The 24,577-nt window shown below is 51.1% G+C and carries 22 protein-coding genes and 1 other RNA gene; 17 read left to right on the forward strand and 6 right to left on the reverse strand.

Annotation, left to right across the window (positions count from 1 at the left end; translation table 11 throughout):
* Window positions 1-321: 321 nt before the first annotated feature.
* The 8 genes from tig (at window position 322) to fadM (ending at window position 9,989) form a co-directional block, all read left to right on the forward strand.
* A complete protein-coding gene (gene tig, locus FEK43_RS13680) occupies window positions 322-1,620 on the forward strand; it encodes a trigger factor (RefSeq protein ID WP_032362268.1) in 1,299 nt (432 codons plus the stop codon).
* A gap of 245 nt (window positions 1,621-1,865) precedes the next feature.
* Window positions 1,866-2,489 carry an ATP-dependent Clp endopeptidase proteolytic subunit ClpP gene (gene clpP, locus FEK43_RS13685; RefSeq protein WP_000122253.1) on the forward strand — a complete coding sequence of 208 codons (624 nt, stop codon included), beginning with the start codon at window positions 1,866-1,868 and terminating at the stop codon, window positions 2,487-2,489.
* 125 nt (window positions 2,490-2,614) lie between these two features.
* Window positions 2,615-3,889: an ATP-dependent protease ATP-binding subunit ClpX gene (gene clpX, locus FEK43_RS13690; RefSeq protein WP_000130305.1), complete on the forward strand. Its 1,275-nt coding sequence runs from the start codon at window positions 2,615-2,617 to the stop codon at window positions 3,887-3,889.
* A gap of 187 nt (window positions 3,890-4,076) precedes the next feature.
* Complete coding sequence (lon, locus tag FEK43_RS13695) at window positions 4,077-6,431, forward strand: endopeptidase La (RefSeq protein ID WP_064527151.1); 2,355 nt, start codon at window positions 4,077-4,079, stop codon at window positions 6,429-6,431.
* A 190-nt stretch (window positions 6,432-6,621) separates the two neighbouring features.
* Window positions 6,622-6,912 carry a nucleoid-associated protein HU-beta gene (gene hupB / locus FEK43_RS13700; RefSeq protein WP_254892905.1) on the forward strand — a complete coding sequence of 97 codons (291 nt, stop codon included), beginning with the start codon at window positions 6,622-6,624 and terminating at the stop codon, window positions 6,910-6,912.
* 191 nt (window positions 6,913-7,103) lie between these two features.
* Window positions 7,104-8,975, forward strand: coding sequence for a peptidylprolyl isomerase (gene ppiD / locus FEK43_RS13705; RefSeq protein WP_130206268.1), 1,872 nt, complete (start codon window positions 7,104-7,106; stop codon window positions 8,973-8,975).
* Between the two features lie 150 nt (window positions 8,976-9,125).
* On the forward strand, window positions 9,126-9,497 hold the full coding sequence (locus tag FEK43_RS13710) for a helix-hairpin-helix domain-containing protein (RefSeq protein ID WP_130206270.1): 372 nt from the start codon (window positions 9,126-9,128) through the stop codon (window positions 9,495-9,497).
* 93 nt (window positions 9,498-9,590) lie between these two features.
* Window positions 9,591-9,989: a long-chain acyl-CoA thioesterase FadM gene (gene fadM, locus FEK43_RS13715; RefSeq protein ID WP_001194521.1), complete on the forward strand. Its 399-nt coding sequence runs from the start codon at window positions 9,591-9,593 to the stop codon at window positions 9,987-9,989.
* Window positions 9,990-10,040: 51 nt separating this feature from the next.
* Here fadM and queC read toward each other — a convergent pair whose 3' ends face one another.
* Both queC and FEK43_RS13725 read right to left on the reverse strand, forming a co-directional pair.
* Complete coding sequence (gene queC, locus FEK43_RS13720; RefSeq protein WP_135406151.1) at window positions 10,041-10,736, reverse strand: 7-cyano-7-deazaguanine synthase QueC; 696 nt, start codon at window positions 10,734-10,736, stop codon at window positions 10,041-10,043.
* A 63-nt stretch (window positions 10,737-10,799) separates the two neighbouring features.
* Complete coding sequence (locus FEK43_RS13725) at window positions 10,800-12,500, reverse strand: SgrR family transcriptional regulator (protein WP_130260301.1); 1,701 nt, start codon at window positions 12,498-12,500, stop codon at window positions 10,800-10,802.
* A 99-nt stretch (window positions 12,501-12,599) separates the two neighbouring features.
* Between FEK43_RS13725 and cof the strand changes: the two genes are divergently transcribed.
* The 6 genes from cof (at window position 12,600) to amtB (ending at window position 19,440) form a co-directional block, all read left to right on the forward strand.
* Window positions 12,600-13,418 carry an HMP-PP phosphatase gene (cof, locus tag FEK43_RS13730; protein ID WP_135406152.1) on the forward strand — a complete coding sequence of 273 codons (819 nt, stop codon included), beginning with the start codon at window positions 12,600-12,602 and terminating at the stop codon, window positions 13,416-13,418.
* Between the two features lie 152 nt (window positions 13,419-13,570).
* Window positions 13,571-14,029, forward strand: coding sequence for a DNA-binding transcriptional regulator DecR (gene decR, locus FEK43_RS13735; RefSeq protein WP_000884589.1), 459 nt, complete (start codon window positions 13,571-13,573; stop codon window positions 14,027-14,029).
* Between the two features lie 29 nt (window positions 14,030-14,058).
* Complete coding sequence (locus tag FEK43_RS13740) at window positions 14,059-15,831, forward strand: SmdA family multidrug ABC transporter permease/ATP-binding protein (protein ID WP_130260299.1); 1,773 nt, start codon at window positions 14,059-14,061, stop codon at window positions 15,829-15,831.
* Entirely contained in the window at window positions 15,824-17,605 is a 1,782-nt protein-coding gene (locus tag FEK43_RS13745) for a SmdB family multidrug efflux ABC transporter permease/ATP-binding protein (protein WP_135406153.1), read from the forward strand. The genes FEK43_RS13740 and FEK43_RS13745 overlap by 8 nt, the downstream gene beginning before the upstream one ends.
* A 180-nt stretch (window positions 17,606-17,785) precedes the next feature.
* Window positions 17,786-18,124 (forward strand): P-II family nitrogen regulator, encoded by a 339-nt coding sequence (gene glnK, locus FEK43_RS13750; RefSeq protein WP_000780338.1) that lies wholly within the window; start codon window positions 17,786-17,788, stop codon window positions 18,122-18,124.
* Window positions 18,125-18,153: 29 nt separating this feature from the next.
* Window positions 18,154-19,440 (forward strand): ammonium transporter AmtB, encoded by a 1,287-nt coding sequence (gene amtB / locus FEK43_RS13755; protein WP_130206280.1) that lies wholly within the window; start codon window positions 18,154-18,156, stop codon window positions 19,438-19,440.
* A gap of 182 nt (window positions 19,441-19,622) precedes the next feature.
* On the opposite strand, the gene tesB is transcribed toward amtB, so the two are convergent.
* Window positions 19,623-20,483: an acyl-CoA thioesterase II gene (tesB, locus tag FEK43_RS13760; protein WP_130223207.1), complete on the reverse strand. Its 861-nt coding sequence runs from the start codon at window positions 20,481-20,483 to the stop codon at window positions 19,623-19,625.
* A gap of 218 nt (window positions 20,484-20,701) precedes the next feature.
* Between tesB and FEK43_RS13765 the strand changes: the two genes are divergently transcribed.
* Window positions 20,702-21,274 carry a YbaY family lipoprotein gene (locus FEK43_RS13765; protein ID WP_064527169.1) on the forward strand — a complete coding sequence of 191 codons (573 nt, stop codon included), beginning with the start codon at window positions 20,702-20,704 and terminating at the stop codon, window positions 21,272-21,274.
* A 30-nt stretch (window positions 21,275-21,304) separates the two neighbouring features.
* Here the strand turns inward: FEK43_RS13765 and FEK43_RS13770 are convergent, their stop codons facing one another.
* Window positions 21,305-21,616: an MGMT family protein gene (locus FEK43_RS13770; RefSeq protein WP_130215477.1), complete on the reverse strand. Its 312-nt coding sequence runs from the start codon at window positions 21,614-21,616 to the stop codon at window positions 21,305-21,307.
* A gap of 162 nt (window positions 21,617-21,778) precedes the next feature.
* On the opposite strand from FEK43_RS13770, the gene ffs reads away from it, so the two are divergent.
* Window positions 21,779-21,875: signal recognition particle sRNA small type (gene ffs / locus FEK43_RS13775), an RNA gene on the forward strand.
* A 119-nt stretch (window positions 21,876-21,994) separates the two neighbouring features.
* Window positions 21,995-22,348: a DUF1428 domain-containing protein gene (locus FEK43_RS13780; RefSeq protein WP_064529090.1), complete on the forward strand. Its 354-nt coding sequence runs from the start codon at window positions 21,995-21,997 to the stop codon at window positions 22,346-22,348.
* Between the two features lie 37 nt (window positions 22,349-22,385).
* On the opposite strand, the gene FEK43_RS13785 is transcribed toward FEK43_RS13780, so the two are convergent.
* Entirely contained in the window at window positions 22,386-23,936 is a 1,551-nt protein-coding gene (locus tag FEK43_RS13785; RefSeq protein WP_135406154.1) for an EAL domain-containing protein, read from the reverse strand.
* A 162-nt stretch (window positions 23,937-24,098) separates the two neighbouring features.
* Entirely contained in the window at window positions 24,099-24,569 is a 471-nt protein-coding gene (locus FEK43_RS13790) for a YlaC family protein (RefSeq protein WP_130206287.1), read from the reverse strand.
* Window positions 24,570-24,577 lie beyond the last annotated feature (8 nt).

The raw sequence follows: 24,577 nt of genomic DNA on the forward strand, positions 1-24,577 counted from the left end.
GCTTTTCCAGTATGTTGCTAAAGATTTTATGAAAAACGGCCTGCGGGCCGTTTTGTTTTGTCTGGATTTTGTGCTTTTTGCCCAGCATTCAGACGAAAATTCCCCGGGAATTGTGAAAAAATACGCGGTAGCGCGCAATAACCGTTCTCGACTCATAAAAGTGATGCCGCTATAATGCCGCGTCCTATTTGAATGCTTTCGGGATGATTCTGGTAACAGGGAATGTGATTGATTATAAGAACATCCCGGTACCGCGAAGCCAACAACCTGTGCTTGCGGGGTAAGAGTTGACCGAGCACTGTGATTTTTTGAGGTAACAAGATGCAAGTTTCAGTTGAAACCACTCAAGGCCTTGGCCGCCGTGTAACGATTACTATCGCTGCTGACAGCATCGAAACCGCTGTTAAAAGCGAGCTGGTCAACGTTGCGAAAAAAGTACGTATTGACGGCTTCCGTAAAGGCAAAGTGCCAATGAATATCGTTGCTCAGCGTTATGGCGCGTCTGTACGCCAGGACGTTCTGGGCGACCTGATGAGCCGTAACTTCATTGACGCCATCATTAAAGAAAAAATCAATCCGGCTGGCGCACCGACCTATGTTCCGGGCGAATACAAGCTGGGTGAAGACTTCACCTACTCTGTAGAGTTTGAAGTGTATCCGGAAGTTGAACTGCAGGGCCTGGAAGCGATCGAAGTTGAAAAACCGATCGTGGAAGTGACCGACGCTGACGTTGACGGCATGCTGGATACTCTGCGTAAACAGCAGGCTACCTGGAAAGAAAAAGACGGCGCTGTTGAAGCAGAAGACCGCGTAACCATCGACTTCATCGGTTCAGTTGACGGCGAAGAGTTCGAAGGCGGTAAAGCGTCTGATTTCGTACTGGCGATGGGCCAGGGTCGCATGATCCCGGGCTTTGAAGACGGTATCAAAGGCCACAAAGCTGGTGAAGAGTTCACCATCGACGTGACCTTCCCGGAAGAATACCACGCAGAAAACCTGAAGGGTAAAGCAGCGAAATTCGCTATCAACCTGAAGAAAGTTGAAGAGCGTGAACTGCCGGAACTGACTGCAGAATTCATCAAACGTTTCGGCGTTGAAGATGGTTCTGTAGAAGGTCTGCGCGCTGAAGTGCGTAAAAACATGGAGCGCGAGCTGAAGAGCGCCATCCGTAACCGCGTTAAGTCTCAGGCGATCGAAGGTCTGGTAAAAGCTAACGACATCGACGTACCGGCTGCGCTGATCGACAGCGAAATCGACGTTCTGCGTCGTCAGGCTGCACAGCGTTTCGGTGGCAACGAGAAACAAGCGCTGGAACTGCCGCGTGAACTGTTCGAAGAACAGGCTAAACGCCGCGTAGTTGTTGGCCTGCTGCTGGGCGAAGTTATCCGCACCAACGAGCTGAAAGCTGACGAAGAGCGTGTGAAAGGTCTGATCGAAGAGATGGCTTCTGCGTACGAAGATCCGAAAGAAGTTATCGAGTTCTACAGCAAAAACAAAGAACTGATGGACAACATGCGCAATGTTGCTCTGGAAGAACAGGCTGTAGAAGCTGTACTGGCGAAAGCGAAAGTGACTGAAAAAGAAACCACTTTCAATGAGCTGATGAACCAGCAGGCGTAATTTACGCAGCATAACGCGCTAAATTCGCACAAAGGCCCGTCACCGCCAGGTGGTGGGCTTTTTTTTGTCATGAATTTTGCATGGAACCGTGCGAAAACGCTCTTTCGGTGTTAGCGTAACAACAAAAGATTGTTATGCTTGAAATATGGTGATGCCGTACCCATAACACAGGGACTAGCTGATAATCCGTCCATAAGGTTACAATCGGTACAGCAGGTTTTTTCAATTTTATCCAGGAGACGGAAATGTCATACAGCGGCGAACGAGATAACTTTGCACCCCATATGGCGCTGGTGCCGATGGTCATTGAACAGACCTCACGCGGTGAGCGCTCTTTTGATATCTATTCTCGTCTACTTAAGGAACGCGTCATTTTTCTGACTGGCCAGGTTGAAGACCACATGGCTAACCTGATTGTGGCGCAGATGCTGTTCCTGGAAGCGGAAAACCCAGAAAAAGATATCTATCTGTACATTAACTCCCCAGGCGGAGTGATCACTGCCGGGATGTCTATCTATGACACCATGCAGTTTATCAAGCCTGATGTCAGCACCATCTGTATGGGCCAGGCGGCCTCGATGGGCGCATTCCTGCTGACCGCAGGGGCAAAAGGTAAACGTTTCTGCCTGCCGAACTCGCGCGTGATGATTCACCAGCCGCTGGGCGGCTATCAGGGCCAGGCGACCGATATCGAAATTCATGCCCGTGAAATTTTGAAAGTTAAAGGGCGCATGAATGAACTTATGGCGCTCCATACGGGTCAATCATTAGAACAGATTGAACGAGATACCGAGCGCGATCGCTTCCTTTCCGCCCCTGAAGCGGTGGAATACGGTCTGGTCGATTCGATTCTGACCCATCGTAATTGATGCCAGAGGCGCAACTGTGCCGCTATACTTATCCAGGGCGGCACAACGCTATAAGCGACTTGCGCTTGAGAATGGCATTTGCGTCGTCGTGTGCGGCACAAAGAACAAAGAAGAGGTTTTGACCCATGACAGATAAACGCAAAGATGGCTCAGGCAAACTGTTGTACTGCTCTTTTTGCGGCAAAAGCCAGCATGAAGTGCGCAAGCTGATTGCCGGACCATCCGTGTATATCTGCGACGAATGTGTTGATTTATGTAACGACATCATTCGCGAAGAGATTAAAGAAGTTGCACCGCATCGTGAACGCAGTGCGCTACCGACGCCGCATGAAATTCGCAACCATCTGGACGATTACGTAATCGGTCAGGAACAGGCGAAAAAAGTGCTGGCGGTCGCGGTATACAACCACTACAAACGTCTGCGCAATGGCGATACCAGCAATGGCGTCGAGTTGGGTAAAAGTAACATTCTGCTGATCGGTCCGACCGGTTCCGGTAAAACGCTGCTGGCTGAAACGTTGGCACGCCTGCTGGATGTTCCGTTCACTATGGCCGATGCGACTACACTGACCGAAGCCGGTTATGTGGGCGAAGACGTTGAAAACATCATTCAGAAGCTGTTGCAGAAGTGCGACTACGACGTACAGAAAGCGCAGCGCGGGATTGTCTACATCGATGAAATTGACAAGATTTCACGCAAGTCTGACAACCCGTCTATTACCCGTGACGTTTCCGGTGAAGGCGTACAGCAGGCACTGTTGAAACTGATCGAAGGTACAGTTGCTGCCGTTCCACCGCAGGGCGGGCGTAAGCATCCGCAGCAGGAGTTCTTGCAGGTAGATACCTCTAAGATACTGTTTATCTGTGGTGGTGCGTTTGCTGGTCTGGATAAAGTGATTTCCCATCGTGTAGAAACCGGCTCTGGCATTGGTTTTGGCGCGACGGTAAAAGCGAAGTCCGACAAAGCAAGTGAAGGCGAACTGCTGGCACAGGTAGAACCGGAAGATCTGATCAAATTTGGTCTGATCCCTGAGTTCATAGGTCGTCTGCCAGTTGTAGCAACGCTGAATGAACTGAGCGAAGAAGCCTTGATTCAGATCCTTAAAGAGCCGAAAAACGCTCTGACCAAGCAGTATCAGGCGCTGTTTAATCTGGAAGGCGTGGATCTGGAATTCCGTGACGAGGCGCTGGATGCTATCGCTAAGAAAGCGATGGCGCGTAAAACCGGTGCCCGTGGCCTGCGTTCCATCGTAGAAGCCGCACTGCTCGATACCATGTACGATCTGCCGTCCATGGAAGATGTCGAAAAAGTGGTTATCGACGAATCGGTAATTGATGGCCAGAGCAAACCGCTGCTGATTTATGGTAAGCCGGAAGCGCAACAGGCATCTGGTGAATAATTAACCATTCGCATACAGTCAGTTAACCAAAAAGGGGGGATTTTATCTCCCCTTTCATTTTTCCTCTATTCTCGACGTTGAATGTGGGGGAAACATCCCCATATACTGACGTACATGTTAATAGATGGCGTGAAGCACAGTCGTGTCATCTGATTACCTGGCGGAAATTAAACTAAGAGAGAGCTCTATGAATCCTGAGCGTTCTGAACGCATTGAAATCCCCGTATTGCCGCTGCGCGATGTGGTGGTTTATCCGCACATGGTCATCCCCTTATTTGTCGGGCGGGAAAAATCTATCCGTTGTCTGGAAGCGGCGATGGACCATGATAAAAAAATTATGCTGGTCGCGCAGAAAGAAGCTTCAACGGATGAGCCGGGTGTAAACGATCTTTTCACCGTCGGGACCGTGGCCTCTATATTGCAGATGCTGAAGCTGCCTGACGGCACCGTCAAAGTGCTGGTCGAGGGGTTACAGCGCGCGCGTATTTCTGCGCTCTCTGACAATGGCGAACACTTTTCTGCGAAGGCGGAGTATCTGGAATCGCCGACCATTGAGGAGCGGGAACAGGAAGTGCTGGTGCGTACTGCAATCAGCCAGTTCGAAGGCTACATCAAGCTGAATAAGAAAATCCCACCAGAAGTGCTGACGTCGCTTAACAGCATCGACGATCCTGCGCGTCTGGCAGATACCATTGCCGCGCATATGCCGCTGAAACTGGCTGACAAACAGTCTGTTCTTGAGATGTCCGACGTTAACGAGCGTCTGGAATATCTGATGGCGATGATGGAATCGGAAATCGATCTGCTGCAGGTTGAGAAACGTATTCGTAACCGCGTGAAAAAACAGATGGAGAAATCCCAGCGTGAGTACTATCTGAACGAGCAGATGAAAGCCATTCAGAAAGAACTCGGCGAAATGGACGACGCGCCGGACGAAAACGAAGCCCTGAAGCGTAAAATCGACGCGGCGAAAATGCCGAAAGAGGCAAAAGAAAAAGCGGAAGCAGAACTGCAGAAGCTGAAAATGATGTCTCCGATGTCGGCAGAAGCAACCGTGGTGCGTGGTTATATCGACTGGATGGTACAGGTGCCGTGGAATGCGCGTAGCAAGGTCAAAAAAGACCTGCGTCAGGCGCAAGAAATCCTCGATACCGATCATTATGGTCTGGAGCGCGTGAAAGATCGTATCCTTGAGTACCTCGCGGTTCAAAGCCGTGTAAACAAAATCAAGGGGCCGATCCTCTGCCTGGTAGGGCCGCCGGGGGTAGGTAAAACGTCCCTGGGTCAGTCCATCGCCAAAGCCACAGGACGTAAATATGTTCGTATGGCACTGGGCGGCGTGCGTGATGAAGCGGAAATCCGCGGTCACCGCCGTACTTACATCGGTTCTATGCCGGGTAAATTGATCCAGAAAATGGCGAAAGTGGGCGTGAAAAACCCGCTGTTCCTGCTCGATGAGATCGACAAAATGTCTTCTGACATGCGTGGCGATCCGGCCTCCGCACTGCTTGAAGTGTTGGATCCAGAGCAGAACGTGGCGTTCAGCGACCATTACCTGGAAGTGGATTACGACCTGAGTGACGTGATGTTTGTCGCGACGTCGAACTCCATGAACATTCCGGCACCGCTGCTGGATCGTATGGAAGTGATTCGCCTCTCCGGTTATACCGAAGATGAAAAACTGAACATCGCCAAACGTCACCTGCTGCCGAAGCAGATTGAACGTAATGCGCTGAAAAAAGGTGAGCTGACGGTCGACGATAGCGCCATTATCGGCATTATTCGTTACTACACCCGTGAGGCAGGCGTGCGTGGTCTGGAGCGTGAAATCTCTAAACTGTGCCGTAAAGCGGTTAAGCAGTTACTTCTCGATAAGTCATTAAAACATATCGAAATTAACGGCGATAACCTGCATGACTACCTCGGCGTACAACGTTTCGACTATGGTCGCGCGGATAACGAAAACCGCGTCGGTCAGGTAACGGGTCTGGCGTGGACAGAAGTCGGCGGCGACTTGCTGACCATCGAAACTGCGTGTGTACCAGGCAAAGGTAAACTCACTTATACCGGTTCGCTGGGCGAAGTGATGCAAGAGTCCATTCAGGCGGCGTTAACGGTGGTTCGTGCGCGTGCGGAAAAACTGGGGATCAATCCAGATTTTTACGAAAAACGCGACATCCACGTGCACGTACCGGAAGGTGCGACGCCGAAAGATGGTCCGAGCGCTGGTATTGCCATGTGCACTGCGCTGGTTTCTTGCCTGACCGGTAACCCGGTTCGCGCCGATGTGGCGATGACGGGCGAGATAACCTTGCGTGGCCAAGTGTTACCAATCGGCGGTTTGAAAGAAAAACTGCTGGCGGCGCATCGTGGTGGAATTAAAACTGTGTTAATTCCGTACGAAAATAAACGCGATCTGGAAGAGATTCCAGACAACGTGATAGCCGATCTGGACATTCATCCGGTGAAACGTATTGAGGAAGTTCTGACTCTCGCGTTGCAAAATGAACCGTCTGGCATGCAGGTTGTAACCGCAAAATAGTGACCTCGCGCAAAATGCACTAATAAAAAAAGGGCTGGCAGGTAAATTCGGACTTGCCAGCCTTTTTTTGTCTCGTTAAGTTAGAGGGCGGATTAGGCTTGCCCTTATTAAGGGGTGTTGTAAGGGGATGGCTGGCCTGATATAACTGCTGCGCGTTCGCACCTTGAAGGATTCAAGTGCGAGATAAATTATAAAGAGGAAGAGAAGAGTGAATAAATCTCAATTGATTGACAAGATTGCTGCAGGGGCTGATATCTCTAAAGCTGCGGCTGGCCGTGCGTTAGATGCTATTATTGCTTCCGTAACTGAATCCCTGAAAGAAGGGGATGATGTAGCACTGGTAGGTTTTGGTACTTTTGCCGTTAAAGAGCGTGCTGCCCGTACTGGTCGCAACCCGCAGACCGGTAAAGAGATCACCATCGCTGCAGCTAAAGTACCGAGCTTCCGTGCAGGTAAAGCACTGAAAGACGCGGTAAACTAAGTGTTGTCCCCATTGGGGATGTGACGAAGTTCAAGGGCGCATCTACTGATGTGCCTTTTTTATTTGTATTCCGTGACTTTCTGCGCATTGTGGGCTGACAATTGCCCCCGTTTCTTGTCACAATAGGCCTTTGCGCGCAGCGATAAGTTGCGTGAGGTATACAGTCATCTACAGCGGAGTGTTGTTACACCATGATGGACAGCTTACGCACGGCTGCAAACAGTCTCGTGCTCAAGATTATTTTCGGTATCATTATCGTGTCGTTCATATTGACCGGCGTGAGTGGTTACCTGATTGGCGGAGGCAATAACTACGCCGCAAAAGTGAATGACCAGGAAATCAGCCGTGGGCAGTTCGAGAACGCCTTCAACAGCGAGCGTAATCGCATGCAGCAACAGCTGGGCGATCAATACTCCGAGCTGGCGGCGAACGAAGGCTATATGAAAACCCTGCGTCAACAGGTGCTGAATCGTCTTATCGACGAGGCTCTACTGGATCAGTACGCTCGCGAACTGAAACTGGGTATCAGCGATGAGCAGGTCAAGCAGGCTATTTTCGCGACCCCGGCTTTCCAGGTTGACGGCAAGTTCGATAACAGCCGCTACAACGATATCCTCAACCGAATGGGAATGAGTGCCGATCAGTACGCGCAGGCGCTGCGTAACCAGCTCACCACCCAACAGCTGATTAATGGCGTTGCTGGCACCGATTTTATGCTGAAAGGTGAAACTGACGAACTGGCTGCACTGGTCGCTCAACAACGTGTAGTGCGTGAAGCGACTATCGACGTTAATGCGCTGGCGGCTAAGCAAGCCGTGACCGAACCAGAAATCGCCAGCTACTACGAGCAAAACAAAAACAATTTCATGACTCCGGAACAGTTCCGCGTGAGCTACATCAAGCTGGATGCCGCTACAATGCAGCAACCGGTTAGCGATGCGGATATCCAGAGCTACTACGATCAGCATCAGGATCAATTCACCCAGCCGCAGCGCACGCGCTACAGCATCATCCAGACCAAAACTGAAGATGAAGCGAAAGCTGTACTTGATGCGCTGAACAAAGGCGGTGATTTTGCCGCGTTAGCAAAAGAAAAATCTGCTGATATTATCTCTGCCCGTAACGGCGGTGATATGGGTTGGTTAGAAGACTCCACCACCCCAGACGAACTGAAAAATGCCGGTCTGAAAGAAAAAGGCCAGCTTTCTGGTGTGATCAAATCCTCGGTAGGTTTCTTGATCGTTCGTCTGGATGACATTCAGCCAGCAAAAGTGAAGTCGTTAGACGAAGTGCGTGACGAAATCGCAGCGAAAGTGAAACACGAAAAAGCGCTGGATGCATACTACGCCTTGCAACAGAAAATAAGCGATGCAGCAAGCAACGACACTGAATCTCTGGCAGGTGCAGAGCAGGCAGCGGGCGTTAAAGCTACTCAGACTGGCTGGTTCAGCAAAGATAAGCTGCCGGAAGAGTTAAACTTCAAACCGGTGGCGGACGCTATCTTTAACGGCGGTCTGATTGGTGAAAATGGCGCACCGGGCATCAACTCTGACATCATCACCGTAGACGGTGATCGTGCATTCGTTCTGCGTATCAGTGAGCATAAACCGGAAGCGGTTAAACCGCTGGCAGATGTTCAGGAACAGGTTAAAGCGATGGTTCAGCACAACAAAGCTGAACAGCAAGCGAAAGTGGATGCTGAAAAACTGCTGGTTGATCTGAAAGCGGGCAAAGGTGCGGAAGCTATGCAGGCTGCCGGTGTGAAATTTGGTGAGCCGAAAACCTTAAGCCGTTCTGGCCGTGACCCGATTAGCCAGGCGGCATTTGCTCTGCCTCTGCCAGCGAAAGACAAACCGAGCTACGGTATGGCGACCGATATGCAGGGCAATGTCGTTCTGCTGGCGCTGGACGAAGTGAAACAAGGTTCAATGCCGGAAGAGCAGAAAAAAGCGATGGTGCAGGGTATTACCCAAAACAACGCACAAATCGTCTTTGAAGCTCTGATGAGTAACCTGCGCAAAGAGGCGAAAATCAAAATTGGCGATGCGCTGGAACAGCAATAATCCTGAAGCCGCCTCGCAAAAAAATGCTTTGCAGCTGTAACAAGAAAAGGTCGCTTTCGCGGCCTTTTCCATTTCTGAACATTGCCATTTGTTTACTGTTTTCACTGCCGTTAAGGTGATTCCACTGTTAACAAACAAGGAGAAAACAGTATGAAACACGGAATCAAAGCACTGCTCATTACCCTGTCCCTGGCCTGTGCTGGAATGTCTCACTGTGCGCTGGCGGCAGCTCCTGCAGCGAAACCGGCGGCGGTCGAAACCAAAGCGGAAGCACCTGCAGCACAAAGCAAAGCGGCAGTACCGGCGAAAGCCAGTGATGAAGAAGGCACCAGAGTCAGCATTAATAATGCCAGCGCGGAAGAGCTAGCCCGCGCGATGAATGGCGTTGGCCTGAAGAAAGCGCAGGCGATTGTCAGTTATCGCGAAGAGTATGGCCCGTTTAAAACGGTGGAGGATCTAAAGCAAGTGCCGGGGATGGGCAATTCGCTGGTGGAACGTAATCTGGCGGTATTAACCCTGTAATTAATTTGCATAGTGGCAATTTTTTGCCAGACTGAAGAGGTCATACCAGTTATGGCCTCTGTACTTATAACAACAACGTAAGGTTATTGCGCTATGCAAACACAAATCAAAGTTCGTGGATATCATCTCGACGTCTACCTGCACGTAAACAACGCCCGCTACCTTGAGTTTCTCGAAGAAGCCCGCTGGGATGGACTGGAAAACAGCGACAGTTTTCAATGGATGACCGCCCATAACATCGCTTTCGTGGTGGTGAATATCAATATCAACTATCGCCGCCCGGCGGTATTAAGCGACCTGTTAACCATTACGAGCCAGTTACAGCAATTAAACGGTAAAAGCGGCATCTTAAGCCAGGTTATTACTCTGGAGCCGGAAGGGCAGGTGGTGGCGGATGCGCTTATCACGTTTGTTTGTATTGATCTTAAAACGCAGAAGGCTTTAGCTCTGGAAGGGGAGCTGCGCGAAAAGTTGGAGCAGATGGTTAAGTAAACGTTTTGTTGTGCCGGATGCTTATGCCGCATCCGGCAACACCCCGAATAATTACTTCAACCCGGTCTTTTGCTTCATCGCCGCCATCACCGCTGGTTTATCGGACAGATAATGATTCAACCCATTACTGCGCAGATTACACGCCGCACATTGACCGCAACCGTCGCCTTTAATGCCGTTATAGCAGGTCAGTGTTTCGTTACGCACTAAATCCAGCTTGCCGTAATAATCCGCCAGCGCCCAGGTTTCTGCTTTATCAATCCACATCAGCGGCGTTTCAAAACGAATCTCTTTCGCCATGCCCAAACTGACGGCATGGTTTAGTGCTTTCACAAACTCATCGCGGCAATCCGGGTAGCCGGAGAAATCTGTTTCGCAGACGCCGGTGATCACCGCTTCGGCTTTCACCTGATATGCGTAAATCGCCGCGAGCGTCAGGAACAAAATATTACGCCCTGGAACAAACGTATTCGGGATGCCATCGGCTTCAGGTTCATAATCTGGCACTGGAATGCTGTCACGCGTCAGACTGCTGACTGCCAGCTCGTTAAGCAGGGTGACATCCAGCACCTTATGCGCGCGTGCGCCCAGTTTCAGCGCCAGCTCGCGCGCGACGTCGATCTCTGCGCGATGGCGCTGACCGTAATCAAACGTCACGCAATGGACTTCATCATATTGTTGCAATGCCTGCACCAGACAGGTTGTAGAGTCCTGGCCCCCACTGAATACAACGACAGCACGTTTCATAAATCATCCTGCTAAATCGATAAAACGTTATGGTAACGCCTGCGGTTAACCCGGGCCAGCTCTTCATTGCGACGGTGCGGGTAGCCAGGCCTCGGTAAATTCAAACCAGCCGCGCGGTGTCAGTCGCACACCGTTCACGCCTGGCGGTGCACTAATGCGATAGTGATAGTTGAACAGTGGTGTCAGCGTTGCGTCAGCCATTAACTGGCTAAACACCGTTTTCAGGGCATTAAATCGGTTTTCTTCATCAGGCATTATTTGCACGGCATCCAGTGTCGATTGTAGATGTGCGTATTTACTGGCAGTAAAAACATGTGGCCACAGCGGATCGCAGCGCAGCCACTGTTCAAGGGTATATTCCGGCGCTTCGCCAATTAATCTGTCGCCCATCATGAGGTCTGCTTGCTCCAGTGGCGTGGCTCGATCCCAGTTTTTCGCGTTATGAAAAATAATCTTTAGCTCGCAACCTTCTGCTGCCAGCTTCGTTCGTAGCTGTTCTGCCATGGCATGAAGTTCCACCGGCAGGTGATAAACCAGCGTCAAAGTTTCCGGTAGTTTGACCTCATCCGGTACTTGCCATTGCGGAATAGTCCAGCCTGGCAGCAATGCATGACTGGCGGTGATCAGGTTTTCTCCGACTTCTAACGTTTGTAGTAAACCGGATTGATGAATAATGGTGATCACTTTTCGTGCCTGCCAGAGAGTCAGTCGGGGGCTTTTGCGCAACGTTAAATAGCAAAAACCTAAACTGATGCCGCTACTGACCTGACTGACCCGTGGCAATTCCTCTGGTTTGCCGATGGTGATTTGGACGGGATGCCGACAACTCGTACCCAAATCTTTTTCAAAAAGCGGCGGGGTTATCCAGTACTCAACCGCTTTTAGTAGCGGATGACGTAAATGGTAATAATCATGGCTTTCGAGTCGCACCAGTTCCGGTGTGAATTGTGTTAAGCGGAAAGGTCCGGTTCCTACCAGTGGTAATTGCGGATGCGCCAGATGGCAGCAATAGCTCGCCAGTCGGTGTGCCAGCCAGTAATCGGGGCGATTTAAAAAGAAGGTCAGACACTGCGGGTGGGTGACTTCAATACGCTGCACGCTAATAAATAACTGCCTCAGGGCAGGCAACTGTAGCAGCATCAGCAAGCGTTGATGTAGCTGTGTTGCTTTTACTGCATCACCGTTATGCCAGTGTAGGGTTGAGCGAAGATAAAAATCCCAGCGTAACCCGTCAGCAGACGTTTCCCAGTGATGCGCTAAATCGCCAATTGGGCGTTGGGAGTTATTGTCGAAACGGCTCAGGCCGGAAAAAATTTGCCCGGCGAGATGCTGTTCGGCACGTCCGGCTAAAAAACCCGGTTGCAGTGGTTCGAGCGGGCGATAATAAGGAATACGCAATGTCGGGGTATCGTTTTGCCATTGCCCGCCCATAAACGGTTGTAACATGGTACGCAGTTCGCCAGGCGCCAGCTGCGCGAGTTCCAGCACATCCTGTTGTTTTCCACTTTCCAGCGCCTGTTCCATCATCGTATTGCGCAAGGATTCCGGCGTCACCAGAAAGCGCAGTTGCCCGCGTTTTCCGCGCCCGGATTGTGCCTGCCACTCCAGCCATCCCGCATCCTGCGCCTGACGTAACAATGTGCGTACATGGCGTTCGCTGCAAAAGCAACGTTCCGCCAGTTCGCTGACGGTAACGGATTGTGGTGCTCCGGCGGAAGGTTGCCACAAACGTTGATACTGGTTAAGACGATTAAGCAGTCGCATATAAACCCGGAACAATATTTTTTATCTATTCACTATTACTTCCGTATATATCAAGTGATACTCAATCACCATTAACCGTATCACAGAGTGGAGAAAGAAATGGCTCGTCTGGCAGCATTTGATATGGACGGCACTTTATTGATGCCTGACCATCATTTAGGTGAGAAAACGCTCTCTACTCTGGCGCGCCTGCGTGAACGCGATATTACCCTTACATTTGCTACGGGTCGTCATGCGTTGGAGATGCAGCATATTCTCGGGGCGCTATCGCTGGATGCGTATTTAATTACCGGCAACGGCACGCGTGTGCACTCTCTGGAAGGCGAACTTTTACATCGTGATGATTTACCTGCGGATGTGGCGGAGCTGGTGTTGTATCAGCAATGGGATACCCGAGCCAGCATGCATATCTTCAATGACGATGGTTGGTTTACCGGGAAAGAGATCCCTGCGCTGTTGCAGGCATTTGTCTATAGCGGTTTTCGTTATCAGATAATCGATGTCAAAAAAATGCCACTCGATCGAGTCACCAAGATCTGTTTCTGTGGCGATCACGACGATCTTGCACGCTTGCAGATCCAACTACACGAAGCTTTAGGTGAGCATGCACATTTGTGTTTTTCCGCGACTGATTGCCTGGAAGTGCTGCCGGTGGGCTGCAATAAAGGCGCTGCGTTGACGGTGCTGACCCAACATTTAGGTTTTTCGCTGCGTGACTGTATGGCCTTTGGTGACGCGATGAATGATCGCGAAATGTTAGGCAGCGTCGGTAAGGGCTTCATTATGGGTAATGCGATGCCGCAATTGCGTGCGGAACTCCCTCATTTACCGGTGATTGGACACTGCCGTAATCAGGCTGTCTCTCACTTTTTGACGCACTGGCTGGATAATCCACATCTACCTTATTCCCCCGAATAACGAGATCCCTTCCCGCACCGGGCAACTGCCCGGTTTTTTTTGCCCCGAATTTGTCATTTTGTGCATTCTCTGTGAAATCGCACGGAATAAATTGTCGCTATTTGGCCTTTAAAATAGAATCAAAAGAGAAAATAATTCTCTGTGGATTGGCTATGTTAGATAAAATTGACCGTAAGCTGCTGGCCTTATTACAGCAGGATTGCACCCTTTCTTTGCAGGCACTGGCAGAAGCCGTTAATCTGACAACCACGCCTTGCTGGAAGCGTCTGAAACGGTTGGAAGATGACGGTATTCTTATCGGCAAAGTCGCGTTGCTGGATCCGGAAAAAATTGGCCTGGGTCTGACTGCTTTTGTGCTGATTAAAACGCAACATCACAGCAGTGAATGGTATTGTCGCTTTGTTACGGTCGTCACGGAAATGCCGGAAGTTCTCGGTTTCTGGCGCATGGCCGGTGAATACGATTATCTGATGCGGGTCCAGGTTGCTGATATGAAGCGCTACGATGAGTTTTATAAGCGTCTGGTTAACAGTGTGCCGGGGCTTTCGGACGTCACTTCCAGCTTCGCGATGGAACAGATTAAGTACACTACCTCGTTACCTATCGAATAATTATCCAGGATCAGGTCAGGACATAACGCGTGCGATTATTTGCTCAACTAAGCTGGTATTTCCGCCGGGAATGGCGCCGCTATCTCGGGGCTGTTGCCTTGCTTGTCATTATTGCGATTCTGCAACTGATCCCGCCAAAAGTCGTAGGTATTGTTGTCGATGGCGTGACAGAAAAACACTTTACTACCGGGCAGATCCTGATGTGGATCGCCACCATGGTGTTGATTGCAGTCGTGGTTTATCTCCTGCGTTACGTCTGGCGCGTACTGCTGTTCGGCGCGTCTTATCAACTGGCTGTTGAACTGCGTGAAGACTATTACCGCCAGCTAAGCCGCCAGCATCCAGAGTTTTATCTGCGTCATCGTACGGGCGACCTTATGGCCCGTGCGACAAATGACGTCGATCGTGTGGTATTTGCCGCCGGTGAAGGGGTGCTAACGCTGGTAGATTCGCTGGTGATGGGTTGCGCAGTGCTGATAATGATGTCAACGCAGATTAGCTGGCAGTTAACTTTAATAGCGCTGTTGCCGATGCCAGTGATGGCAATCATGATTAAACGCAACGGCGATGCCTTGCATGAACGCTTTAAGCTGGCACAAGCCGCCTTTTCCAGCCTTAACGATCGTACCCAGGAGAGTCTGACCAGTATTCGCATGATTAAATCCTTTGGTCTGGAGGATCGCCAGTCTGCGCTGTTCGCCGCAGATGCCGAAGATACCGGTAAGAAAAACATGCGAGTAGCGCGCATTGATGCTCGTTTCGACCCGACCATTTATATCGCGATTGGCATGGCGAATTTACTGGCGATTGGCGGTGGTAGTTGGATGGTCGTGCAGGGCAGCTTAACGTTGGGCCAGCTCACCAGTTTTATGATGTACCTTGGTTTGATGATTTGGCCGATGCTGGCGCTGGCGTGGATGTTTAACATTGTGGAGCGCGGCAGCGCGGCGTATAGCCGAATTCGTACCATGCTGGCCGAAGCGCCAGTCGTTATTGATGGTAAAGATAAGGTGCCAGAAGGTCGTGGTGAACTGGATGTGAATATTCGCCAGTTTACCTATCCTCAAACTCATCATCCTGCGCTCGAGAACGTCAGTTTTGCGCTGAAACCGGGTCAGATGCTGGGAATTTGCGGGCCGACCGGCTCCGGAAAAAGTACTGTGCTGTCATTAATTCAACGTCATTTTGATGTCACCGAGGGTGATATCCGTTTTCATGATATTCCTTTGACGCAGTTGCAACTCGACAGCTGGCGTAGCCGCCTGGCGGTAGTTAGCCAGACACCGTTCCTTTTTTCTGACACGGTTGCTAATAACATCGCGCTGGGTTGCCCGAATGCCACCCAGCAAGAGATTGAACACGTAGCGCGGTTAGCCAGCGTGCATGACGATATTTTGCGTCTGCCGCAAGGTTACGACACAGAAGTGGGCGAACGCGGCGTGATGCTTTCCGGTGGGCAAAAACAGCGAATCTCCATTGCCAGGGCATTGCTGGTCAATGCGGAAATCCTCATTCTTGACGATGCTCTATCGGCGGTAGATGGTCGCACGGAATACCAGATTCTCCATAACCTGCGCCAGTGGGGGCAGGGGAGAACGGTGATTATCAGCGCCCATCGCCTTTCTGCCCTGACCGAAGCGAGTGAAATTATTGTGATGCAGCATGGGCATATTGCCCAGCGCGGCGATCATGATGTGCTGGCGCAACAAAGCGGCTGGTATCGCGATATGTATCGCTATCAACAACTGGAAGCGGCGCTCAACGATGCTCCGGAAAATCACGAGGAGGCCGTTGATGCGTAGTTTTAGCCAACTCTGGCCGACTCTGAAGCGCCTGTTAGCTTACGGTTCACCATGGCGTAAACCGCTGGGTATCGCAGTGTTGATGATGTGGGTGGCAGCGGCGGCAGAAGTGAGCTGCCCGCTGCTCGTCAGTTACTTTATCGACAATATGGTGGCGAAAAATAATCTGCCGCTGAAAATGGTTGTCGGGCTGGCGGCGGCATATGTCGTACTGCAACTGTTTGCCGCCGGGCTACATTACGCGCAGTCGCTGTTGTTTAACCGGGCGGCAGTAGGCGTTGTACAACAGTTACGTACCGATGTGATGGATGCTGCACTGCGCCAACCGTTGAGTGAGTTTGATACTCAGCCGGTCGGGCAGGTGATTTCCCGCGTTACCAATGATACTGAAGTTATCCGCGATCTCTACGTTACCGTGGTCGCGACCGTTTTGCGTAGTGCCGCCCTGGTAGGGGCGATGCTGGTAGCGATGTTCAGTCTCGACTGGCGAATGGCGCTGGTAGCGATAATGATATTCCCGGTTGTGTTGGTGGTGATGGTGATATACCAGCGTTACAGCACGCCGATTGTCCGCCGTGTACGCGCCTATCTGGCTGATATCAACGACGGCTTTAACGAAGTGATTAACGGCATGAGCGTCATCCAGCAGTTCCGCCAGCAGGCGCGATTTGGCGAACGTATGGGCGAAGCCAGCCGTTCACACTATATGGCGCGAATGCAAACGCTACGGCTGGACGGCTTTTTACTGCGTCCCTTGCTGAGTCTGTTTTCATCGCTCATTCTTTGTGGCTTGTTGATGCTGTTTGGCTTCTCCGCCAGCGGCACTATTGAAGTGGGTGTGCTGTATGCGTTTATCAGCTATTTGGGGCGACTTAACGAACCCTTAATCGAACTGACCACGCAGCAGGCGATGCTGCAACAGGCCGTTGTTGCTGGCGAGCGAGTGTTTGAACTGATGGACGGACCGCGCCAGCAATATGGCAATGATGATCGCCCGTTACAGAGTGGCACCATTGATGTCGATAACGTGTCGTTTGCTTATCGCGATGACAATCTGGTGCTGAAAAATATTAATCTTGCCGTTCCTTCGCGCAGCTTTGTGGCGTTGGTGGGGCATACCGGTAGCGGCAAAAGTACCCTGGCAAGTTTGCTGATGGGCTATTACCCACTAACAGAAGGTGAGATTCGCCTTGATGGACGTCCGTTAAGTTCGCTCAGTCATAGCGCGCTGCGTCAGGGCGTGGCGATGGTGCAGCAAGATCCGGTAGTGCTGGCGGATACCTTCCTCGCCAACGTGACGCTGGGACGAGATATCTCCGAAGAGCGCGTCTGGCAGGCGCTGGAAACGGTACAACTGGCGGAACTCGCGCGTAGCATGAGCGACGGTATTAATACGCCGCTGGGCGAGCAGGGGAATAATCTCTCGGTCGGGCAAAAGCAACTGCTGGCACTGGCACGCGTGCTGGTGGAGACGCCGCAAATCCTGATCCTTGATGAGGCAACCGCCAGCATTGACTCCGGTACTGAACAGGCGATTCAGCACGCTCTGGCGGCGGTGCGTGAACACACTACGCTGGTGGTGATTGCTCACCGCTTATCGACCATTGTTGATGCTGATACCATTCTGGTGCTTCATCGTGGTCAGGCTGTGGAACAGGGCACTCACCAGCAACTGCTGGCCGCCCAGGGGCGCTACTGGCAGATGTATCAACTGCAACTTGCGGGCGAAGAGCTGGCAGCCAGCGTGCGTGAAGATGAATCCCTGAGCGCCTGATTAGCGCAAAATTTCATCGGTGGTGCAAAAATGTAACGCACTGTGCACTGTCATAGTGCGTTTTTATTTTCAATCTTCTTAACTTCCTGCTCTCTTTCTCGTTTTTCATTTCTGGCACACCGCTTGCAATACCTTCTTCGTGTAGCAGAACCATTACCGAATTCTGACCGGAGAGGATCTATGAAGCTGGTGACCGTGATAATCAAACCATTCAAGCTGGAAGACGTTCGTGAAGCGTTATCTTCCATTGGTATTCAGGGCCTGACCGTCACCGAAGTGAAAGGTTTCGGGCGTCAGAAGGGCCATGCTGAGCTGTACAGGGGCGCGGAATACAGCGTCAACTTCCTGCCAAAAGTAAAAATTGATGTGGCGATTGCTGATGATCAACTCGATGAAGTGATCGATATCGTCAGTAAGGCGGCTTACACCGGAAAAATTGGCGATGGCAAAATCTTCGTCGCTGAATTGCAACGCGTCATTCGTATTCGCACCGGCGAAGCCGACGAAGCGGCGCTGTAATCTCTGGCACACAGCAACAGGAACGAAACATGAAGATAGCGACGATAAAAACTGGGCTTGCTTCACTGGCGATGCTGCCGGGACTGGTAATGGCTGCACCTGCGGTAGCCGATAAAGCCGACAATGCGTTTATGATGATTTGTACTGCGCTGGTACTGTTTATGACTGTTCCGGGGATTGCCCTGTTTTACGGCGGGTTGATTCGCGGCAAAAACGTGCTGTCGATGCTAACGCAGGTGACCGTGACGTTTGCACTGGTCTGTATTCTCTGGGTGGTTTACGGTTACTCGCTGGCGTTTGGTGAGGGCAACAACTTCTTCGGCAACATTAACTGGTTGATGCTGAAAAATATTGAACTGACCGCAGTCATGGGCAGCATTTATCAGTACATCCACGTGGCGTTTCAGGGATCGTTTGCCTGCATTACCGTAGGCTTGATAGTCGGGGCGCTGGCGGAACGGATCCGCTTCTCAGCAGTGCTGATTTTCGTGGTGGTGTGGCTGACGCTCTCCTACATTCCAATTGCACATATGGTGTGGGGCGGCGGCTTGCTGGCTTCTCATGGTGCGCTGGATTTCGCGGGTGGCACGGTGGTGCACATTAACGCCGCAATCGCCGGTCTGGTGGGCGCGTATCTGATAGGTAAACGCGTGGGCTTTGGCAAAGAGGCGTTTAAACCGCACAACCTGCCAATGGTCTTCACCGGGACTGCCATTCTCTATATCGGTTGGTTTGGTTTTAACGCCGGGTCAGCGGGTACGGCGAACGAAATCGCGGCACTGGCATTTGTGAATACTGTGGTGGCAACGGCGGCGGCAATTCTTGGCTGGATCTTCGGTGAATGGGCGCTGCGTGGTAAGCCTTCACTGCTGGGGGCGTGTTCTGGCGCGATTGCCGGTCTGGTCGGCGTGACGCCAGCCTGTGGCTACATTGGGGTTGGCGGTGCGTTGATTATCGGCGTGGTAGCTGGTCTGGCGGGCTTGTGGGGCGTTACCATGCTCAAACGCCTGTTGCGGGTCGATGATCCTTGCGATGTCTTCGGTGTGCACGGCGTTTGTGGCATTGTCGGCTGTATCATGACCGGGATTTTTGCCGCCAGCTCGCTGGGCGGCGTGGGCTTCGCTGAAGGTGTGACTATGGGGCATCAGTTGCTGGTACAGCTGGAAAGCGTCGCCATTACGATCGTCTGGTCCGGTGTGGTGGCATTTATCGGCTACAAACTGGCGGATCTGACGGTTGGCCTGCGTGTGCCGGAAGAACAGGAGCGAGAAGGGCTGGACGTCAACAGCCACGGCGAAAATGCCTATAACGCGTAACAAGCAATCAAATGCAATTTAGCCTGATGCGCTGCGCTTATCAGGCCTACATTAAAAATCACAATTTGTTGAATTTACAATAATTGGTGGGCCGGATAAGGCGTTTACCCCGCATCCGGCATCAACAAAAGCATGTTACCAACTATCTGGCAGCCGGACGGTTTTCACCTCCGGCTGTTTTTTTAATTGTGATTACGCATTACCCCTTCCTGAACGGTCGAGGCAACCAGTACGCCGTCCTGGGTATAAAACTCACCGCGCACAAATCCTCGGGCGCTGGACGCTGACGTGCTCTCCACGCTATACAGCAGCCATTCGTTTAAATTAAATGGTCGATGGAACCACATCGAATGGTCAATAGTGGCTATCTGAATCCCCGGTTCGAGAAAACCGATGCCGTGCGGCTGTAGAGCTACCGGCAGGAAGTTAAGATCAGAAGCGTACCCCAGCAGATACTGATGAACGCGCAGATCATCCGGCACGCTACCATTTGCGCGGATCCACACCTGACGATGCGGCGCGGCGACGTGACCTTTCAGTGGGTTATGAAATTCCACCGGACGCACTTCCAGCGGACGATCGCAGATGAATTTATCTTTCAGCACTGGCGGCAGCAGGTGCGCCAGCGACTGGGCGATCTGTGTTTCCGAAGGCAAACCATCGGGCGCTGGGGCCGGAGGCATCTCTTTTTGGTGTTCGAATCCAACTTCTGGCGCCTGGAAAGACGCTGTCATATAAAAAATGGGTTTGCCGTTCTGAATCGCTGCCACACGGCGAGCACTGAAACTGTTGCCGTCACGCAGTGTTTCGACATCATAAATAATCGGCTTCTTGCTATCACCAGGGCGAAGAAAGTAGCTGTGGAATGAATGCACCAGACGCTCTTCGGGTACTGTCTCCTTTGCGGCATACAGGGCCTGACCCACGACCTGGCCGCCAAACACCTGGCGTAAACCTAAATCTTCACTCTGGCCGCGAAAGAGTCCTTCCTCAATTTTTTCCAGATTCAACAATGTCAGTAAATTTTTTAAGGCCTGACTCATATTAACTCTCCAGTAACAAAGCTGCCGCAGCAAGCCAAAGTGAGTTGAGTATAACGCAATTTTGTCACTGGTCCGATGGGTGCAATGGTCTGAATTACGGGCTAAATGCAGGCGTAAATACGTGATTTGTGCCACACTTATTGACGTTACGATTTTGTTAACCACTATTCCGGCGAGGAAAGTTAGCCCGCTGGTGCATTGATAATAAGGAGAAGTGAATGAAACTCGTGCACATGGCCAGTGGTTTAGCGGTTGCGATTGCGTTGGCGGCTTGCGCTGATAAAAGCGCGGATATCCAGACGCCAGCACCTGCTGCAAATACCTCTATTGCGGCGACACAACAACCTGCTATACAGCAACCTAATGTCTCCGGTACGGTCTGGATCCGTCAGAAAGTCGCACTGCCTCCTGATGCTGTGCTGACCGTGACACTTTCTGACGCGTCTTTAGCCGATGCGCCGTCTAAAGTACTGGCGCAAAAAGCGGTGCGTACCGAAGGTAAACAGTCGCCATTCAGCTTTGTTCTGCCATTTAACCCGGCAGACGTTCAGCCGAACGCGCGTATTCTGTTAAGTGCGGCGATTACCGTAAACGACAAATTGGTGTTTATTACCGATACCGTCCAGCCGGTTGTCAATCAGGGGGGAACCAAAGCCGACCTGACATTGGTGCCGGTTCAGCAAACCGCCGTGCCTGTCCAGGCCAGTGGTGGCGCAACAACTACCGTACCATCGACTTCACCGACCCAGGTGAATCCGTCTTCGGCAGTTCCAGCTCCTACGCAATATTAAGCGAAGTTAACCCTCTCCGCCCGGAGAGGGTTAGTAGTTCCAGCGATAACGCTGTAAGTCGATTTGTCCGTTTCCCGATACCATCACGCCTTCTGCCAGTAATGCCTGGCGCTGACGCTGTAAATCTGGTCCGGTTAATGAGATTGTGCCGTGGCGGTTAACCACCCGATGCCAGGGCAAAGTGCTGCCTTCGGGCAGGCGCTTTAACACACCGCCCACCTGGCGCGCGGCACGGGGCGATCCTGCCAGTTTCGCGACATCGCCGTAAGTAGTGACATACCCTTCGGGAATAGCGGCTACGATTTGCCACACGCGTTGGGGAAATGAATCTTCTTTTTCCATCTTTTCTTCCTGAGGTAATTTTTCAGCATAATCTGGAAAAACGTCCGAGTGAAGTCGCATTGCGCAAGAAACCAGCATCCGGCACGCAATGGGTTGCAATTAGCAGGGGCAGCAGTGATAATGCGCCTGCGCGTTGGTTCTCAACGCTCTCAATGGGGGCTCTGTTGGTTCTCCCGCAACGCTACTCTGTTTACCAGGTCAGGTCCGGAAGGAAGCAGCCAAGGCAGATGACGCGTGTGCCGGGATGTAGCTGGCAGGGCCCCCACCCATTTCTGCCTCCCACCGTTTCGTCAAAAAATCTCAATGTGGCTAAACTTTAACCACGACTGATGCCGCAAGAATTTTCTGGCTGCACGGTACGCTTCGGAGGTATGTCTGATGAAGTATGTTGATGGTTTTGTGGTTGCTGTTCCTGCCGACAAAAAGGATGCCTATCGTGAAATGGCCGCAAAGGCCGCGCCGCTGTTTAAAGAGTTTGGCGCCCTGCGCATTGTTGAATGCTGGGCCAGCGATGTACCGAATGGCAAAGTGACCGATTTTCGTATGGCGGTCAAAGCGGAAGAGAATGAGGAAGTGGTTTTTAGCTGGATTGAATACCCTTCAAAAGAGGTCCGCGACGCTGCCAATCAGAAGATGATGTCGGACCCACGGATGAAAGAGTTCGGCGAGTCCATGCCGTTTGATGGTAAACGAATGATCTACGGTGGGTTCGAGTCAATCATTGACGAGTAGCGTGACGGGCTGTGCGGCGTGCCGCCAGCCCCAAAATTCACAGATGGCGTTCTGCCCAGCGTATAAACTCCTCTTTCGGTAATGCTTTGCTGTACAACCATCCCTGGCCGTAATGCACGCCATGCTGGCGTAGCCACTCTTCCTGTTTGCTGGTTTCGATCCCTTCCGCCACCATTTTAAGTTTCAGTGTTTTTGCCATTTCGATGATATGCGGTGTGACATTTTTATATTCCAGCGCATCAACAAAAGATTTATCGATCTTCAGAATATCGACATCCAGATCCTGCAAATAACTTAAGCTCGAATAACCGGTACCAAAATCATCAAGATAAATTTCATGACCAACCTGTCGATATCGGGAGATTACCGGGGCGCTGATTTTTGGATCAGCAAACTCGCGTTCAGTGAGTTCAAGAGCGATCTGTTTGGGATTGACCTGGTAGTGATTGATCATTTCACGCAGCAATTGCGGGATTTTTTCCGAGGTGAGCACAGTGGATTCAAGATTGATCGAAATATGTTGCTGCGGATGCTGACGCAGCCAGTCGCCCATATCTTCAAAGACCGTTTTGATAATAAGCAGAGTCAGAGATTCTGACAGGCCCGTTTGTTGCGCCAGCGGGATAAAACTATCCGGTGACAACCAGCTACCGTCTGTCTGCGGCCAGCGCGCCAGCGCTTCGGCTCCGACAATCTTTCCATTCGATAAGGAGATAATAGGCTGATAGTGCACGCAAATATCGCGGTTCTCGATAGCATCCTGCAGGCGATGATGCGGTGACTGGATACGGCGTAAAATCCGCAGGACGAACATTGCCGCCAGTAGGCCAATTAACAATCCGACAGGCAACCAGATAAAGACCTGCCGATGCCAACCTTTTTGTAACGTTTTTGTCGAAGCCCAGGTGATTATGGAAATATTCATCTCGGGGAGAGGCAGGATATCGTAAATGATTCCATTCTTTTCGATGTGTTCACCCGGTGTTTTTTGCAGCTGGGTAATAATTCCCTGGGCTAATTCGTCACTGCTGGTAATGATAATGTTATGCACATTGCCAATAATCGCGGCATCAATTTGCCACGAGCTATAAGGAATCACATCTATAAATGAGGCGGGGTCAATCATCACTATGTAATGTGCAGTTCCCATTGCAACCATGTAGCGGGTAATACCTAAATCGTTGTGCGAGGTTAACCATACCCGATAACCATCGTTCGATATTTTACCTGGCTCGGGGAAGGTATCTGGCGGACTTTCATGTTCCAGAGAAGAGCACTGAGGCACGTTGTTATCGACATAGACCACTTCCTGAATATAACGATAACTATAAGATACCCGGCGCATTTCCATTAGATGAGCCTTGCTACAGGCTGCGCCTTGCCATTTTTCCAGTTTTTGTAGGGCATCTTTCCCTTGCGACGCCACTTTGTTGGCGCGAATAGCGACGCGGGATGAGTAAGTATGTAGCTCCTCAACAAATGACGTTTCTACCTGTTGATGAGCCAGCCAGATGCTTAAGCCCACTGGTAGAAGTACGGAAAGGATCAGTACTCCTGAAATTAGGCTGACCAGATGTCGTGTTCTCACCAGCATGTCCTTATTTACGCAGTGTAGGGAAAGTATATCCGATAGCGAATAAGGGCATGCAAAAGATAAGTGATGCGGGGGAGTTTCGTTAAATGAGTTGTGGCAACGATTGTTGTCAATTCACCAGGCGCGGATGTTTACGCCTGGTGAGAGCGATACAACTTATGGTGTCGCTTCGGTGCGGGCGAGAGTGAAAATATCGTAAAAGGACAACTCACCTTTACGAGCGATCATTTTCTGCAACTGTTCTTTGTGGATGTTCGCGACACGCGGCGAGTTCAGAATAGCGTCGACCAATGCAGTTGGAACAAAGCGTGTATTGTACCATTCGCCGTTGTAGCAAACCCGGAAATCAAGAACGTCGATATCTTCGTAATGGTAACGCGGATAAACGTCAAAAAAGAAGAAACCGTTAAGCAGGATGAACAATACCACCAGGAGCCAGACTGAACCAACCAGCGTTTCAGACTGTAACATCACCGCCAGAGTGGCAAAAAAAGCGACATACATACCGATAAACAGCCCCGGATGTTTACGGATAAAACTGATACTAAAGCGAGGTTTATTATCGCGTTTTTCGTGTGCATTTAGTGCATCAATTGTTTCGGTCAGCAGGCGTTGTATTTCAGTCATCTTTTGCC

The sequence above is a fragment of the Escherichia sp. E2562 genome (assembly GCF_005781075.1).
GTDB lineage: Bacteria > Pseudomonadota > Gammaproteobacteria > Enterobacterales > Enterobacteriaceae > Escherichia.